This window comes from Microbacterium sp. B24 (assembly GCF_000333415.1).
In the GTDB taxonomy this organism is placed as follows: domain Bacteria; phylum Actinomycetota; class Actinomycetes; order Actinomycetales; family Microbacteriaceae; genus Microbacterium.
In genome coordinates this window covers 1-14041 of record NZ_BADB01000508.1, presented here as the reverse complement: position 1 = coordinate 14041, position 14041 = coordinate 1, and the positions used below count along the sequence as shown (strand labels likewise).

At 69.9% G+C, this 14041-nt stretch carries 14 protein-coding genes; 6 read left to right on the top strand and 8 right to left on the bottom strand.

Translation table 11 applies throughout. The features are described from left to right. Positions 1 to 160 precede the first annotated feature (160 nt). From I5I_RS14945 to I5I_RS14935, 3 genes are read left to right on the top strand one after another with little or no spacing between them, the layout of a single operon-like run. Positions 161 to 1708, top strand: a complete 1548-nt coding sequence (locus tag I5I_RS14945) for a glucose PTS transporter subunit IIA (protein ID WP_441295542.1) — start codon at positions 161 to 163, stop codon at positions 1706 to 1708. Between the two features lie 23 nt (positions 1709 to 1731). After that, complete coding sequence (locus I5I_RS14940) at positions 1732 to 3153, top strand: glycoside hydrolase family 1 protein (RefSeq protein ID WP_036321560.1); 1422 nt, start codon at positions 1732 to 1734, stop codon at positions 3151 to 3153. Continuing rightward, positions 3150 to 3980: a Cof-type HAD-IIB family hydrolase gene (locus I5I_RS14935; protein WP_051039662.1), complete on the top strand. Its 831-nt coding sequence runs from the start codon at positions 3150 to 3152 to the stop codon at positions 3978 to 3980. The genes I5I_RS14940 and I5I_RS14935 overlap by 4 nt, the downstream gene beginning before the upstream one ends. A gap of 30 nt (positions 3981 to 4010) precedes the next feature. On the opposite strand, the gene mmuM is transcribed toward I5I_RS14935, so the two are convergent. Beyond that, entirely contained in the window at positions 4011 to 4883 is an 873-nt protein-coding gene (gene mmuM, locus I5I_RS14930; RefSeq protein WP_036321557.1) for a homocysteine S-methyltransferase, read from the bottom strand. A gap of 73 nt (positions 4884 to 4956) precedes the next feature. Here mmuM and I5I_RS14925 point away from each other — a divergent pair, with 73 nt between their 5' ends. Beyond that, the gene (locus I5I_RS14925; protein ID WP_036321554.1) at positions 4957 to 5595 is read left to right on the top strand and encodes a LysE family translocator; all 639 of its coding nucleotides are present in this window, start codon (positions 4957 to 4959) and stop codon (positions 5593 to 5595) included. A 61-nt stretch (positions 5596 to 5656) separates the two neighbouring features. Then, complete coding sequence (locus I5I_RS14920) at positions 5657 to 6520, top strand: Cof-type HAD-IIB family hydrolase (RefSeq protein ID WP_036321571.1); 864 nt, start codon at positions 5657 to 5659, stop codon at positions 6518 to 6520. A gap of 94 nt (positions 6521 to 6614) precedes the next feature. On the opposite strand, the gene I5I_RS14915 is transcribed toward I5I_RS14920, so the two are convergent. From I5I_RS14915 to I5I_RS14900, 4 genes are all read right to left on the bottom strand, one after another. Continuing rightward, entirely contained in the window at positions 6615 to 7442 is an 828-nt protein-coding gene (locus I5I_RS14915) for an SDR family oxidoreductase (RefSeq protein ID WP_036321551.1), read from the bottom strand. Then, a complete protein-coding gene (locus tag I5I_RS14910; RefSeq protein WP_239640136.1) occupies positions 7439 to 8134 on the bottom strand; it encodes an enoyl-CoA hydratase/isomerase family protein in 696 nt (231 codons plus the stop codon). The genes I5I_RS14915 and I5I_RS14910 overlap by 4 nt, the downstream gene beginning before the upstream one ends. Positions 8135 to 8219: 85 nt before the next feature. After that, complete coding sequence (locus tag I5I_RS14905; protein WP_036321548.1) at positions 8220 to 8981, bottom strand: SDR family NAD(P)-dependent oxidoreductase; 762 nt, start codon at positions 8979 to 8981, stop codon at positions 8220 to 8222. A 96-nt stretch (positions 8982 to 9077) separates the two neighbouring features. After that, positions 9078 to 9575, bottom strand: coding sequence for a hypothetical protein (locus I5I_RS14900; RefSeq protein ID WP_036321545.1), 498 nt, complete (start codon positions 9573 to 9575; stop codon positions 9078 to 9080). Positions 9576 to 9627: 52 nt separating this feature from the next. Between I5I_RS14900 and I5I_RS14895 the strand changes: the two genes are divergently transcribed. After that, positions 9628 to 10353 carry an aminoglycoside phosphotransferase APH(3') gene (locus tag I5I_RS14895; protein ID WP_036321566.1) on the top strand — a complete coding sequence of 242 codons (726 nt, stop codon included), beginning with the start codon at positions 9628 to 9630 and terminating at the stop codon, positions 10351 to 10353. A 115-nt stretch (positions 10354 to 10468) separates the two neighbouring features. Here I5I_RS14895 and glpK read toward each other — a convergent pair whose 3' ends face one another. The 3 genes from glpK to I5I_RS14880 all read right to left on the bottom strand — a co-directional run. Continuing rightward, positions 10469 to 11983: a glycerol kinase GlpK gene (glpK, locus tag I5I_RS14890; RefSeq protein WP_036321542.1), complete on the bottom strand. Its 1515-nt coding sequence runs from the start codon at positions 11981 to 11983 to the stop codon at positions 10469 to 10471. A 48-nt stretch (positions 11984 to 12031) separates the two neighbouring features. Beyond that, positions 12032 to 12790 (bottom strand): MIP/aquaporin family protein, encoded by a 759-nt coding sequence (locus I5I_RS14885; RefSeq protein ID WP_036321539.1) that lies wholly within the window; start codon positions 12788 to 12790, stop codon positions 12032 to 12034. A 118-nt stretch (positions 12791 to 12908) separates the two neighbouring features. Next, on the bottom strand, positions 12909 to 14041 hold a 1133-nt coding region (locus I5I_RS14880; protein WP_036321536.1), incomplete at its 5' end, for an FAD-dependent oxidoreductase.

Here is a 14041-nt window from a genome sequence, read left to right as displayed (position 1 = left end):
CATCACGGTCGCCCAGGCCGGCGGCCAGTACCAGGTGGTCATCGGCAACGACGTGCCCGAGGTGTTCGCGGAGATCGCCAAGATCTCCCGCGTCGGCGGCGGCCAGGACAGCGCTCCGNCCGAGGTCCGAAAGGGCAACCTGTTCAACCGCTTCATCTCGATGATCTCCGCGATCTTCACGCCTGCACTGTGGACGCTGGCGGGCACCGGCCTGCTCAAGGCGTTCCTGTCGGCGGCGGCGACCTTCGGATGGATCGACGCCACCTCGTCGACCTATGTCGTGCTCTACGCGCTGTCGGACGCCTTCATCAACTTCCTGCCGATGGTCCTTTCCATCACCGCCGCCCGCTACTTCAAGGCGAACGAATGGACCTCGCTCGCCATCGCCGGCGCGCTGGTCTACCCGACGATCGTCGCCGCGAACGGTGCCCCGGGCCTCACGTTCTTCGGCATCCCCTTCACGATGGTCAGCTACGTCTCCAGCGTCATCCCGATCATCATCATCGTGTGGCTGCAGAGCCACGCCGAGAAGCTCCTCTACGCGAAGCTGCCGGGCGCGATCCGCCGCTTCGTCACGCCGATGATCGTCGTGCTCATCGCGGTTCCCCTCGTCTTCGTCGTCATCGGCCCCATCTCCGACCTGCTCTCGCGCGGCGTCGGCGGCGCGGTCAGCTGGGTCTGGGACGTCGCGCCCTGGGCCGGCGGCGCGATCATGGGCGGCCTCTGGCAGGTCTTCGTCATCTTCGGTCTGCACTGGGGCCTCGTACCGGTCTTCCAGGTCGAGTTCCAGACGACCGGGCAGATCCTCCTGCTCGGCCCCGTGTTCGCCGCCGTGCTCGCCCAGGCGGGAGCCGTCGCCGGCGTCTGGGTGCGCGCCCGCAACAAGAACCTCAAGTCCCTCGCCGCTCCCGCGACGCTCTCCGGCTTCCTCGCCGGCATCACCGAGCCCGCGATCTACGGCATCAACCTGCCCCTCAAGCGGCCGTTCGCCTTCGGCGTCGCCGGCGGCGCCCTCGGCGGCGCGATCATCGCGCTGGGCGGTGTCTTCTCCAAGGCGTTCGTCGTCCCCTCCGGTCTCGCCATCACCGCCCTGCTCGGCAACGGCAACATGGTGATGCTCGGTCTCGGCCTGCTCGTCGCGATCGTGCTGCCGTTCGCGCTCGTGGTGATCGTCGGATTCAAGGAGCCCGCCGACGACGCCGCACCCGCCGCCGTCCCGGTCGCCGCGAACGACGTCACGGTGCTCGCCCCCGTCGACGGCACCGTCATCGCGCTGAACGAGGTGGCCGATGCAGCCTTCGCCGACGGCGCGCTCGGCCAGGGCGTCGCGATCCAGCCGCGCTCCGGCGCCGTCTACGCGCCGTTCGCGGGCACCGTCGTCGCCGCCTTCCCGACCGGTCATGCGTTCGGTCTGCGTCACGCCGACGGTACCGAGGTGCTGATCCACATCGGCCTGGACACCGTGAAGCTCGGCGGCGCCCACTTCTCCGTGAAGGTGGCCGCCGGACAGCAGGTGGCCGCCGGCGATCTGCTCGTCGAGTTCGACGGTGACGCCATCGAGAAGGCCGGCTACGACCTCACCACCCCCGTCATCGTGACCAACCCCGACCTGTACCCCGCCATCGCAGATGCCGCGTCCGGCCCGATCGCCCACGGTGAGCCCCTGTTCACCGCCGTGTCGGTCGACTCGGTCGCCGCGACGAAGTGACCGCGGACACAAGGAGAATCATCATGAGCACCACCGCACCCGCCTTCCCCGAGGGTTTCCTCTGGGGCGGTGCCACCGCCGCCAACCAGCTGGAGGGCGCCTACCGCGAGGGGGGCAAGGGCCTGTCGGTCCAGGACGTCATGCCCCACGGCATCGTCGGCCCGCGCACCGCGGGCCCCACCGACGACAACCTCAAGCTGGTCGGCATCGACCACTATCACCGCTACGCCGAAGACATCGCACTGTTCGCGGAGATGGGCTTCACGACGTACCGGTTCTCGATCGCATGGAGCCGCATCTTCCCGAAGGGCGACGAAACGGAGCCCAACGAGGAGGGTCTGGCGTTCTACGACCGCCTGCTCGACGAGCTCGAGAAGCACGGCATCGAGCCGCTCGTCACGATCTCGCACTACGAGACGCCGCTGCATCTCGCCGAGACCTACGACGGATGGACCGACCGCCGGCTCATCGGCTTCTACGAGCGCTACGCCCGTACCCTCTTCGAGCGTTTCGGCGCCCGGGTGAAGTACTGGCTGACCTTCAACGAGATCAACTCGCTGCTGCACGCGCCGTTCATGTCGGGCGGCATCAACACCCCGAAGGATCAGCTCAGCGCACAGACCCTCTACCAGGCCATGCATCACGAGCTCGTCGCCTCGGCGCGGGCCACCCGGATCGCACGGGAGGTCGCCCCGAACGCCCAGATCGGGTGCATGGTGCTGTCGATGCCGGTCTACCCGCTGACGCCCTCACCGGCCGACGCACGGGAGGTCATGGCCTTCGATCACTCCAACCTGGTCTACGGCGACGTGCACACCCGCGGCGCCTACCCCGGGTACTTCCTGCGGACTCTTCGCGAGAAGGGCATCGAGCTCGAGATCACGGAGCAGGATCGCGAGGATCTGCAGAACACCGTCGACTTCGTCTCATTCAGCTACTACATGTCCGTCGCCGCCACGGCCGACCCCGCGAAGAAGGTGACGGGCGAGGGCAACATCATGGGCGGCGTGCCGAACCCGACGCTGGAGGCGAGCGAGTGGGGCTGGCAGATCGACCCGGTCGGCCTGCGCCTGGTGCTGAACCAGTTCTGGGACCGGTGGCAGAAGCCGCTGTTCATCGTGGAGAACGGCCTGGGCGCGAAGGATGAGCTCGTCGAGATCGACGGCGTGAAGACGGTCGTCGACGACTACCGGATCGCGTATCTGAACGACCACCTCGTGCAGGTCGGGGAGGCGATCGCCGACGGCGTGAACGTGCTGGGCTACACCTCCTGGGGATGCATCGACCTGGTCTCGGCATCCACCGCCCAGCTCAGCAAGCGATACGGCTTCATCTACGTCGACCGCAACGACGACGGGTCGGGCACCCTCGATCGCTACAAGAAGAAGTCCTTCCACTGGTACGCCGACGTGATCCGCACCAACGGCGGAGCCTTGACCGTATGACCCGCCCCTCCTCCGCGACGGTCGGCTCCGCCCGGACACGTGCGATCTTCCTGGACGTCGACGGGACGATCATGCACGGCGGCCGGCACATCCCGCCCACCGCGGTGGAGGCGATCCGCGCCGCCCGTGCTCGGGGACACCTGGTGTTCCTGAGCACGGGGCGCGGCACGGCGGAACTGCACGACGAGCTCATGGACATCGGCTTCGACGGCGCCGTGACCAACGGCGGCGCGTTCGCCAGCCTCGGCGGGCGGATCGTGTCCGCCACCCTGTTCACCCCCGACGAGGTCGCGCGCTTGCAGCGCTATCTGGTCGACAACGACCTGCACGGATACTTCCAGTCGTACGACCAGCTGTTCGGCTCGGCGGAGCTGTCCGCGCTCTTCGCCGAGAGGTTCGGGGCCGCCGGCCTTCCCGGCAAGGTCTTCCGCGAGCCGCACGAGATCGATCCGACGCTCCTCGCGAAGCTCGTGTTCGTGACCGACGACGAGGATGCCGCGGCGCGCGCGCTGACCGAGCTGGCGGATGACTTCGAGGTCGTCGGGGGCACCATTCCGGTCGCGTTCGCGGCCTCGGGCGAGATCGCGCCCCGCGGCGTGCACAAGGGAGCCGCGATCCGCTCGCTGCTCGCCGAGCTCGACCTCGACGCACGCGATGCGGTCGGCATCGGCGACAACTGGAACGACGTCGAGATGTTCGCCGCGGTCGGCACCGCCGTCGCGATGGGCAATGCGGTCGACGGCGTGAAAGCGCTCGCCGATCAGGTCACCGCCGCGATCGACGAGGACGGCCTTTCCCTCGCGTTCCTCCGTAACGGCCTGGTCTGACCCGAGGCGCCGGACGCAGCGCGGTGATCGTCAGCGCAGCGACGCCGCCAGCGCCGCGATATGCGCCGGAGTCGTGCGGCAGCAACCGCCGACGAGTCGGGCCCCGGCCGCGATCCACGCGCTCGCCAGCGCGGTCGGCACACCCCCCTCGCCCACCCAGGTGCGGGCCTCGGCATCCCAGCGCTCACCGGAGTTCGGATAGGCGATGCCGGCAACGCCCGATGGCACAGCCGCGAGGGCGGGTGCCACGGCCTCGGGCGGGCAGCAGTTGACGCCCACCGCGACGACACCGGCGACCTCGGCCGCGTCGGCGAGCGCGGCGGCGAGATCCGCACCCACGAAGCCACTGCTGGCTGCGGAGAGGCTGATCCACACCGGCAGGTCGGGGCGGCCGAGACGGTCGAGCTCGGCGGCGAGCGCCTGCACCTCGAGTCGGCTCGGAATCGTCTCGATGGCGAGGGCGTCGGCCCCGGCCTCGGCCAGCACCTCCAGCCGGCGGCGGTGGAAGGTGCGCAGCGTCTCGACGTCGACGTCGTACGCGCCGGTGTACTCGCTGCCGTCGGCGCGGACGGCCCCGAACGGGCCCACGGATGCCGCGACGAACGCATCGCCCGCGCCCTTCGCGAGCGCGACGCTGCGGCGCAGCAGGTCGTCGACCTCGTCGTCGTCCATGCCGATGCCGTACGCGAGCTGATACGAGGACGTGACGAGCACGTCCGCGCCGGCATCCACGAACTCGGCGTGGGCGGCACGGACCTCGTCGGGGTCGTCGCGCAGCAGCCGCGCCGACCACAGGCGACCGCTCAGGTCATTGCCGCGCGACTCGAGCAGCGTGCCGAGACCGCCGTCGAGCACGAGGGGACGGTCGCGGAGTGCGGAGCGCAGGTCTACGGAGGGAGCCATCGCTGCCACCGTAGCCGCTCTGGGCGAGAGGCGTGGGCGAGGAGGGGGCGCACCGCGCCCCTAGACTGACGCCATGGTGCCCTGGGAGAACCTGCTCGCGTTCACGCTGACGGCGCTGGTGCTGATTCTCATCCCCGGCCCGGCGGTGCTGTTCTCGGTCGGACGTACCCTCGCGCTCGGGCGCACCGGCGGACTGCTGAGCGTCGCCGGAGTGAGCCTCGCGCTCATCCCGATCGTCGCACTCGTCGCGGTCGGGGTCGGGGGCCTCGTAGCGCAGTCGATCGTGCTGTTCACGATCCTCAAGGTCGTCGGCTCGCTGTACCTCGTCTACCTCGGCATCCAGGCGATCCGCCACCGCAAGAGCGCCGCGGCGGCACCCGATCTGACCGGGCTGCCGCGCGGGCACGCCCGTCAGCTCTGGCAGGGCTTCGTCGTGGGTGTCACCAATCCGAAGACGCTCGCCTTCTTCGTCGCGGTGCTGCCGCAGTTCGTCGATCTGAAGGCCGGCGCGGTGCCGCTGCAGCTCCTCGAGCTCGGCCTGGTGTTCGCGGTGCTCGCGGTCGTGTCCGATTCGATGTGGGTGCTCGCCGCCGCGGCGGCGCGCGTGTGGTTCGCGCGCTCGCCGAAGCGCATCGAGCGGCTGACCGCGACCGGGGGCGGAATGATGATCGGGCTCGGCGGCATCCTGCTCGTCACCGGGCCGAAGCACTGAGGTTCGGGCCGGCGACGGTCGCGACACCGGACGTTCAGGCGCACCCGGGAGAATGGATGCCGTGAGCTCCTCGTCGATATCCCCGTCCCGCCGCCGCATCATCTTCATCGACATCGACGGGACGATCCTCGAACACGGGGCCCAGATGTCGGCCTCGACGCCGGTCGCGATCGCCGCCGCGCGCGCGAACGGTCACCTGGTGTACCTGTGCACGGGTCGCTCGGCCGGCGACATCAACCCGAAGGTGCGCGCCATCCCCGTCGACGGCGCCATCACCAACGGCGGCGCCTTCGCCGTCCGCGGCGACGAGCAGATCGTCGCGCACCTCATGCCGCGCCCCCTCGTCGACCGGATGATCGCGTACTTCGAAGAGCACGGTGCGCACTACTTCCTGCAGACCGACGGCACCGTCTACGTCAGCCCCGGCGTGCTCGAGCACGCCCGCCGTTTCGTGCGAACCCACCCCCCGGTCGACGAACGCGCGGCGGCCGCCGCCTCGGAGGATGTCGCCCTCCTCAACCACTACCGGCCGCTGGACGAGGTCGACCTCGATGCCGTGGTCAAGGCGACCTTCCTCAGCACGGCCAGCGACACGCTCACCCGCGCCGCCGACGAGCTGGGGCCGCAGTTCCACGTGATCCCCGGTTCCATCCCGCTGCCCGGCGGCTCGAACGGCGAGATCTGCCAGCAGGGCGTCAACAAGGGCGCAGCGATCACCGAGGTGCTCGCCGTGCTGGGGATGGATGCCGCCGACGCCATCGGCATCGGCGACAGCTGGAACGACGTCGAGATGTTCGAGGTCGTCGGCACGTCGGTCGCGATGGGCGGTGCCGACCCCGAACTGCAGGCGATGGCCGACCTCGTCACCACCGGCGTGCTGGAGGACGGCGTCAGCAACGCGCTGACGCGTCTCGGGCTGATCTGACACCGCGTTTCGACTCGCTCGGCTCGCTCAAAGACCGGGTGTCACACCACCGGTCGTTGAGCGAGGAGCGCAGCGACGAGTCGAAACGCAGGGCTCAGAGGAAGATGTCGGGGAACAGCTCGTGGTCGGGCGTGCCGGGTGTCGCCGCGTAGCGGGAGAAGTCCGTCACCCCGGCATCGCGCAGCACCTGCTCGACGATGAGTGTCTGACCGGTGTACTCGCGCGCCGGACGCGTGAGCACTTCGTACGCCGCGTCGGCGTAGACCTCGGGGGTGCGGCTGACCTTCATCATCCGGTCGCCGCCGAGGGCGAACTGCACGGCGGCCGTGGCGATCGTCGTCTCGGGCCACAGGGTATTGGCGGCGATGCCGTCCTTCGCGAACTCCGCAGCCATCCCCAGCGTCGCCATCGTCATGCCGTACTTGGCGAGGGTGTAGCCGGTGTGCGCACCCAGCCAGCGCGGCGTGATGTTCAGGGGCGGCGACAGCGAGAGGATGTGCGGGTTCTCGGCATCCTTCAGAATCGGCACGGCGGCACGGCTGAGCATGAACGTGCCGCGCACGTTGACGTCCTGCATGAGGTCGTACTTCTTCGCGGCGAGCTCGAGCGAGCCGGACAGGTCGATCACCGAGGCGTTGTTGACGACGATGTCGATGCCCCCGAACTCGCCGTGGGTCTTCAGCACCGCAGCGGTGATGTCGTCGTCGTTGCGCACGTCGCCGACGATCGGCAGGGCCCGACCGCCAGCCGCCTCGATCTCGGCCGCGGCGCTGTGCACGGTGCCGGCGAGCTTGGGGTGCGGGGTGTCGGTCTTGGCCATGAGGGCGATGTTGGCGCCGTCGCGGGCCGCCCGCAGAGCGATCGCGAGGCCGATGCCACGACTGCCGCCCGACATGAGGATGGTCTTTCCGGCGAGAGTCATGCGCGTCCCTTTTCAGAGGTGGGCGAGGTGGATGCCGCGGCGAACGCCGCGACCCGGGCCTTCGCCTGCGGGGTGTCGAAGCTGGCGCCGATCGTGCGGGCTTCGTCGTCGAGGTTGTCGGCGAAGGCGCGACGCGCGCCGGCGCGGACGAGGCGCTTGGCCTGACCGAAGGCCGCGGTCGCGCCGTCGAGCCAGAATCGGGCCAGCTCGCCGGCACGTGCACCCGGGTCGTCGGCGATCTCGGCGACCAGACCCCACTCGAGCGCGGTGGCCGCGTCGATGGTGAGGTCATCGAGCAGCATCCGCAGCGCGCGGGTCTGCCCCACCGCCGCCGGAAGCAGCGTCGAGACGCCGAGATCGGGGGTGAGGCCGATATTGGCGTACTTGCTCACGAAGCGCGCCCGGGGCCCTGCGACAACGTAGTCGGCCGTGAGCATCAGACCGAGTCCCCCACCCGCGACGGCGCCCTGCACCGCCGCGACGATCGGAATGTCGGAGTCGACGAACGTGAGGATGCCGTCGTGGATCACGCGTGCCATCGCTGTGATGTCGTCGCCGCTCGAGCCGGAGGCCGCCATCTCGACGACGTCGCCCGCGGCGCAGAAGGCGGGGCCTGCGGCATCCAGCACGATGGCGCCGACCGTCGGGATCGGCGTGATCTCGTGGGCGAGGTCGCGCCAGAGCCTGCCCATCTCGAAGCCCATGGCGTTCAGCGACGCGGCCCGGTGAACGTGAGCCGGGCGAGCGCGCCGTCGCGGGTGTGGATGATCGAGGCGGTCACTTCGGCGCCATCCGGATGGCGCCGTCGAGGCGGATGGTCTCACCGTTGAGATAGCCGTTGCGCACGATCTCGGCGACCAGGCTCGCGTATTCGTCCGGCCTTCCGAGGCGGGCCGGGTAGGGAACCTGCTGACCGAGACTGTGCTGCGCGGCCTCCGGGAGACCGGCGAGCATCGGGGTCTCCATGATCCCGGGGGCGATGGTGACCACCCGGATGCCGTAGCGCGCGAGCTCGCGGGCGATCGGCAGCGTCATCGCGTGCACACCGCCCTTGCTCGCGGAGTAGGCGGGCTGGCCGATCTGACCGTCGAAGGCCGCCACCGAGGCCGTGTTGACGATGACGCCGCGGTCGCCGCCGTCGGTGGGCTCCGTCTTCGCGATGGCGGCGGAGGCCTGCCCGATGACGTTGTACGTGCCCACGAGGTTGACACGCACGATGCGCTCGAAGTGTGCGAGATCGCTCGGCGACCCGTCGCGCTCGAGCACCTTGGCGGGCGGAGCGATACCGGCGCAGTTGACGACCACCCGCAGCGGAGCCTGCGCCACGGCGGCGTCGACGGCGGCAGCGATCTGCGTCGGGTCGGTGACGTCGGCGGCCGCGAAGGTGCCGCCGAGTTCCGCAGCCCGCTCGGTGCCGGCGGAGGTGGGGAGGTCGACGATCACGACGTGCGCGCCCGCATCGGCGAGGCGTCTCGCGGTAGCCAGGCCGAGGCCGCTGGCCCCGCCGGTGACGAGCGCGGATGCGCCGACGATATCCATGGATTCTCCTTCGAAGTCCGGACTGCTCCCGTCGCTCAGCGACGGGTCGTGCTACTGAGTGCCAGCATACGCGGTACTAGGTCTCAATATGCCACCTCAGTGTGCTCGGAGGATCTCCCCCAGCCGCGCCAGCAGATCGTCGGGACGGGCGAGCAGCACGCGTGCCTCCGGCACGGCGACCAGGTGATCGACGAGGCGCCGGGCCAACGCGGCATCCCGCCGCCGATAGCCGGAGAGGTAGTGCGGCGTCGCTCGCCACTCCACGACCGCCCCGTCGTCGGTGGTAACCCGAACGGGAAAGGTCGGCGTCTCGGAGATCTCTCCCGACGAGCCGCCGAAGATGCCCTCGATCAGCGGCACGAGGGTGTCGCCGACGGCGGGATGCGGCCACCACGTCGCGGGCACGTCAGCGACCACCGCGCGCACCTGCCCCCAGGGTACGAAGCCGGCGGGGGCGTCCCCGAGCGCGGGCTGCAGGCCGTCGGGGCGTAGGCGGACGTGACGCGCGGCAGCATCCCCGAGGGCGATGGCCGGCCCGTCGGTGTCGTCGAGAGCGGTGAGCACGCCGACACGGCGGGCGACAGAGGTAGGCACAGTTCATCTCACCACGGACGCCGCCGCGGGCGCGAGGGGCAGGATGGATGCCGTGAGCATCCCCAGCGAGCACGTTCCGGTCCCGGTCCCGGTGCGGCGCCTCGCGGCGGGTGCCGGGCTCGCACCGGTCTGGCGCAACGCAAGCGGCGGAGTGACCTTCCGTACCGACGACGGCCGCTACATCAAGTACGCGCCCCGCACCCTCGAGACCACGATGGCCGCCGAGGCGGCACGTCTGGCCTGGGCGCGCGCGTACACGCCGGTGCCGGAGGTCGTCACGCACGGTGAGGCCGGCGATCACGAGTGGCTCGTGACGCGCGCGCTGCCGGGCCTGTCGGCGGTCGACCCGCGGTGGGTCGGCGAGCCGGCGACTGCGGTGGCCGCCGTCGGCGCGGGGTTGCGCGCCCTGCACGACGCCCTCCCGGTCGCGGACTGTCCGTTCGACTGGTCGGTGCCGGCGCGCGTCGCCGCGGCCCGCCGCCGCGGCATCCGCCTGCCCGTCGCGCTCACCGAGGGCCCCGTCGTCGACCGGCTCGTCGTGTGCCATGGCGACGCCTGCTGCCCGAACACGCTCATCGGGGGCGACGGGCGCTGGAGCGGACACGTCGACCTCGGGGCGCTCGGCGTCGCCGACCGGTGGGCCGACATCGCGGTCGCCGCCATGAGCACCGAATGGAACTACGGGCCGGGTTGGGAGCGCGCCCTGCTCGACGGCTACGGCATCGACGCGGATGCCGAGCGCATGAGCTTCTACCGCGACCTCTGGAACGCGACGTGAGCGCCCCCGCCGCCACGGGATCGCCCCGCACGCGAGATCGGGGTCGCACACGGTCGTCATGCCTCGCGAGAGGCGACCGTCTGCGACCCCGATCCGGGTATCGCGCTGAGCGAGATCAGTTCACGTCGGCGTCGACCCAGTCCATCGACTTGGTGACGGCCTTCTTCCACAGGCGCAGCTGACGCTCGCGCTCGGCGACGTCGTCGTTCGGCGTCCAGCGCTTGTCTTCCTGCCAGTTCGCCCGCAGCTCGTCGAGGTCGTTCCAGAACCCGACCGCGAGACCGGCCGCGTAGGCCGCACCGAGGGCGGTGGTCTCGGCGACCACCGGCCGCACGACCGGAACGCCCAGGATGTCGGCTTGGAACTGCATCAGCGTGTCGTTGGCGATCATGCCGCCGTCGACCTTGAGCTCGGTGAGGTCGACACCGGAGTCCGCGTTGACGGCATCCAGCACCTCGCGCGTCTGGAAGGCGGTGGCCTCCAGCGCAGCGCGGGCGATGTGGTTGCGGTTCGCGTAGCGGGTGAGACCGACGATCGCACCACGGGCGTCCGGACGCCAGTACGGTGCGAACAGACCCGAGAAGGCGGGCACGAAGTAGACACCGCCGTTGTCGTCGACCTTCTTGGCCAGCTCTTCCACCTCGGGGGCGGAGGAGATGATGCCGAGCTGATCGCGCAGCCACTGGATGAGCGACCCGGTGACGGCGATCGACCCCTCCAGGGCGTAGTGGGCGGGCCCGTCGCCGAGCTTGTAGCCGACCGTCGTGAGCAGACCGTTCTCGCTCTTCACGATCTCGGTTCCGGTCTGGAAGATCAGGAAGTTGCCGGTGCCGTAGGTGTTCTTGCTCTCGCCGGCATCGAACGCCGCCTGGCCGAACGTCGCCGCCTGCTGGTCGCCGAGGATGCCGGCTACCGGAGTCTCGCGCAGGAGCGACGTGTCGCGCGCCTCGCCGTAGACCTCGCTGGAGGAGCGGATCTCGGGCATCATCGAGCGCGGCACACCGAAGTCGGCGAGGATGTCGTCGCGCCACTCGAGGGTCTTCAGGTCCATGAACAGCGTCCGCGACGCGTTCGTGACGTCGGTCGCGTGCACGCCGCCGTCGGGGCCGCCCGTGAGGTTCCAGAGCACCCACGTGTCGGTCGTGCCGAAGATCAGATCACCGGCTTCGGCCTTCTCGCGCGCACCCTCGACGTTCTCCAGGATCCAGACGATCTTGGTGCCCGAGAAGTAGGTCGCGAGCGGCAGACCCACGATGTCCTTGTAGCGCTCGACTCCCGCATCGCCCGCGAGCCGGTCGACGATGGGCTGCGTGCGGGTGTCCTGCCAGACGATCGCGTTGTACACCGGGATGCCGGTGTTCTTGTCCCAGACGACGGCGGTCTCGCGCTGGTTCGTGATGCCGACCGCGGCGATGTCGTGCCGCGTCAGGTTCGCGCGACCGAGCGCGATGCCGATGACCTCGCGCATGTTGTCGCGGATCTCGATCGGGTCGTGCTCGACCCAGCCGGCGCGCGGCATGATCTGCTCGTGCTCCTTCTGTCCGACGGAGATGATCGAGCCCTTCTTGTCGAAGATGATCGCGCGGCTGGAGGTGGTGCCCTGGTCGAGGGCGATGATGTAGTCGCTCATGAGTGGACGTCCTTGTCTAGGTGTCTGTAGTGAGGATCGGGAACGGGATCAGAGGTGCGCGAGGTGCAGCAGCGCCGGAGCGGCGAGCGCGGCGATCGTGCCACCGAGCAGCGGGCCGACGACCGGCACCCAGGCGTAGGACCAGTCGCTGGAGCCCTTGCCCTTGATCGGGAGGATCGCGTGGGCGATGCGGGGTCCGAGGTCACGAGCCGGGTTGATGGCGTAGCCGGTGGGGCCACCGAGCGAGGCGCCGATGCCGACCACCAGGAGGGCGACGGGCACGGCGGTGAGCGGTCCGAGCGCACCCGGAACACCGATCTGCACGTCGCCGTAGTCGGCGAACGCGAAGATGACGAACACGAGCACGAAGGTGCCGATGACCTCCGTGATCAGGTTCCAGCCGTAGGAGCGGATGGCGGGACCGGTGGAGAAGACGCCGAGCTTGGTGGCCGCGTCGGGCTCCTCGTCGAAGTGCTGCTTGTAGGCGAGCCAGCAGAGCACTGCACCGATGAACGCGCCGACCAGCTGCGCGGCGATCGCGACGAAGAACTGCGCGACGCCGATCTTGCCGGCGATCAGCAGGGCGATGGAGACGGCCGGGTTCAGCTGTGCACCGGAGTAGGAGGAGACGAGCACACCCGCGAACACCGCGAGGCCCCAGCCCCAGTTGATCATCAGCGTCCCGCCGCCGAAGCCCTTCGACTTGGCGAGGATGACGTTGGCGACGACGCCACCGCCGAGCAGGAGCAGCATTGCCGTCCCGACGAGCTCTGACACGAAGTAGAGCCCGAGATTGATGTCGTGCATGTCAGCATTGACCTTTCTGCAGAGGTTCCCCCGGCGACGCCGCCGGGTGGGAAGGATGACCTGAAGGGGATGCCGGCGTCAGGCCGCGCCGGATTCTAGAAGCGGCTCCTCCTGCCTCTCATGCGCTCAAGGGCGCCAGGTGGGAGGTTTCCACATCGATGCGGTGCCGCTCCTGGAGCTCGCGGGCCGCGTTGTCGATCTGGGCTCGGATGGCATCGGCATCCCACCCGAGCACGGGGGCAGCCGCCTCCGCGACCTCGGCGAGGGTGTCGGCGGTCACGCCGCCGACGAACGCGATGTGCGTGCGGCGCAGCAGCAGATCGATGAGCGTGACGACCTCCTCGCGCTCGGCCAGGAAGGCGATCTCCTCCGCCGAGTAGCCCGGGGCGTGCTCGAGGGGGCGCTGGTTGACCGGCAGCGTTCCGAGCATCTCGGTCGCGTAGGTGCCGTAGCGCTCCAGCATGCGATCGGCGAACGCGGCGCTGTGCGCTCCACGATGGGCCTCGAGCCAGCGCGAGCGGTCCGCGTCGGTGCGCGGGTATCCGGCGCCGCCGCCGATGGCGAGATCGAGCGTCGAGATCCGGCGCGGACGCCCGAGCGCAGCGAGCACCTCGGTGGACAGGTGCTCGGCGAGGGCACGGAAGGTGGTCCACTTCCCGCCGACCAGGCTCATCACCGGAACGCCGGCGGCACCGCCCAGGCGCGCCTTCTCGATGCGGTAGTCGCGCGACACGAAGCCCGGCGCGAGGTCGTCGTGCCGGGGCAGCGGGCGTATGCCCGAGAACGTGTAGACGATCTGCGAGCGGTCGACCGCGATGTGCGGGAAGACCTGTGCGATGAGGTCGAAGAAGTACGAGATCTCGTCGTCGGTGCAGACGGTCGGCGTCGACGGGTCGGCGTCGATGTCGGTCGTTCCGACCATGACGCGGCCCTTGAGCGGGTAGATCAGCACGATCCGACCGTCGGCCGCCTCGAAGAAGATCTCGTTGCCGCGGGTCGCCTCCAGCAGCTCCGCATTCTCGAGGACGATGTGCGAGCCCTTCGTGCCGCCCATGAATCGGGTGGGGGTGCCCAGAGCGTCATTGGTGATGTCGGTCCAGGGGCCGCTCGTGTTGACGACGACGTCGGCGGTGAAGGGGAACTCCTCGCCGGTGACGGCATCGCGGATGATGACCGCCTTCCCGTCGGCACCGACGACGGGTGCGTAGTTCGCGGCGCGCGCGGACTCCTCCCGGGCACCGTCGCGCAGCA

Coding starts and splice junctions, on each gene's coding strand:
- I5I_RS14945 (WP_441295542.1), top strand. CDS start 161: ATGATCTCCGCGATCTTCACGCCTGCACTGTGGACGCTGGCGGGCACC.
- I5I_RS14940 (WP_036321560.1), top strand. CDS start 1,732: ATGAGCACCACCGCACCCGCCTTCCCCGAGGGTTTCCTCTGGGGCGGT.
- I5I_RS14935 (WP_051039662.1), top strand. CDS start 3,150: ATGACCCGCCCCTCCTCCGCGACGGTCGGCTCCGCCCGGACACGTGCG.
- mmuM (WP_036321557.1), bottom strand. CDS start 4,883: ATGGCTCCCTCCGTAGACCTGCGCTCCGCACTCCGCGACCGTCCCCTC.
- I5I_RS14925 (WP_036321554.1), top strand. CDS start 4,957: ATGGTGCCCTGGGAGAACCTGCTCGCGTTCACGCTGACGGCGCTGGTG.
- I5I_RS14915 (WP_036321551.1), bottom strand. CDS start 7,442: ATGACTCTCGCCGGAAAGACCATCCTCATGTCGGGCGGCAGTCGTGGC.
- I5I_RS14910 (WP_239640136.1), bottom strand. CDS start 8,134: ATGGGCAGGCTCTGGCGCGACCTCGCCCACGAGATCACGCCGATCCCG.
- I5I_RS14905 (WP_036321548.1), bottom strand. CDS start 8,981: ATGGATATCGTCGGCGCATCCGCGCTCGTCACCGGCGGGGCCAGCGGC.
- glpK (WP_036321542.1), bottom strand. CDS start 11,983: ATGAGCGACTACATCATCGCCCTCGACCAGGGCACCACCTCCAGCCGC.
- I5I_RS14885 (WP_036321539.1), bottom strand. CDS start 12,790: ATGCACGACATCAATCTCGGGCTCTACTTCGTGTCAGAGCTCGTCGGG.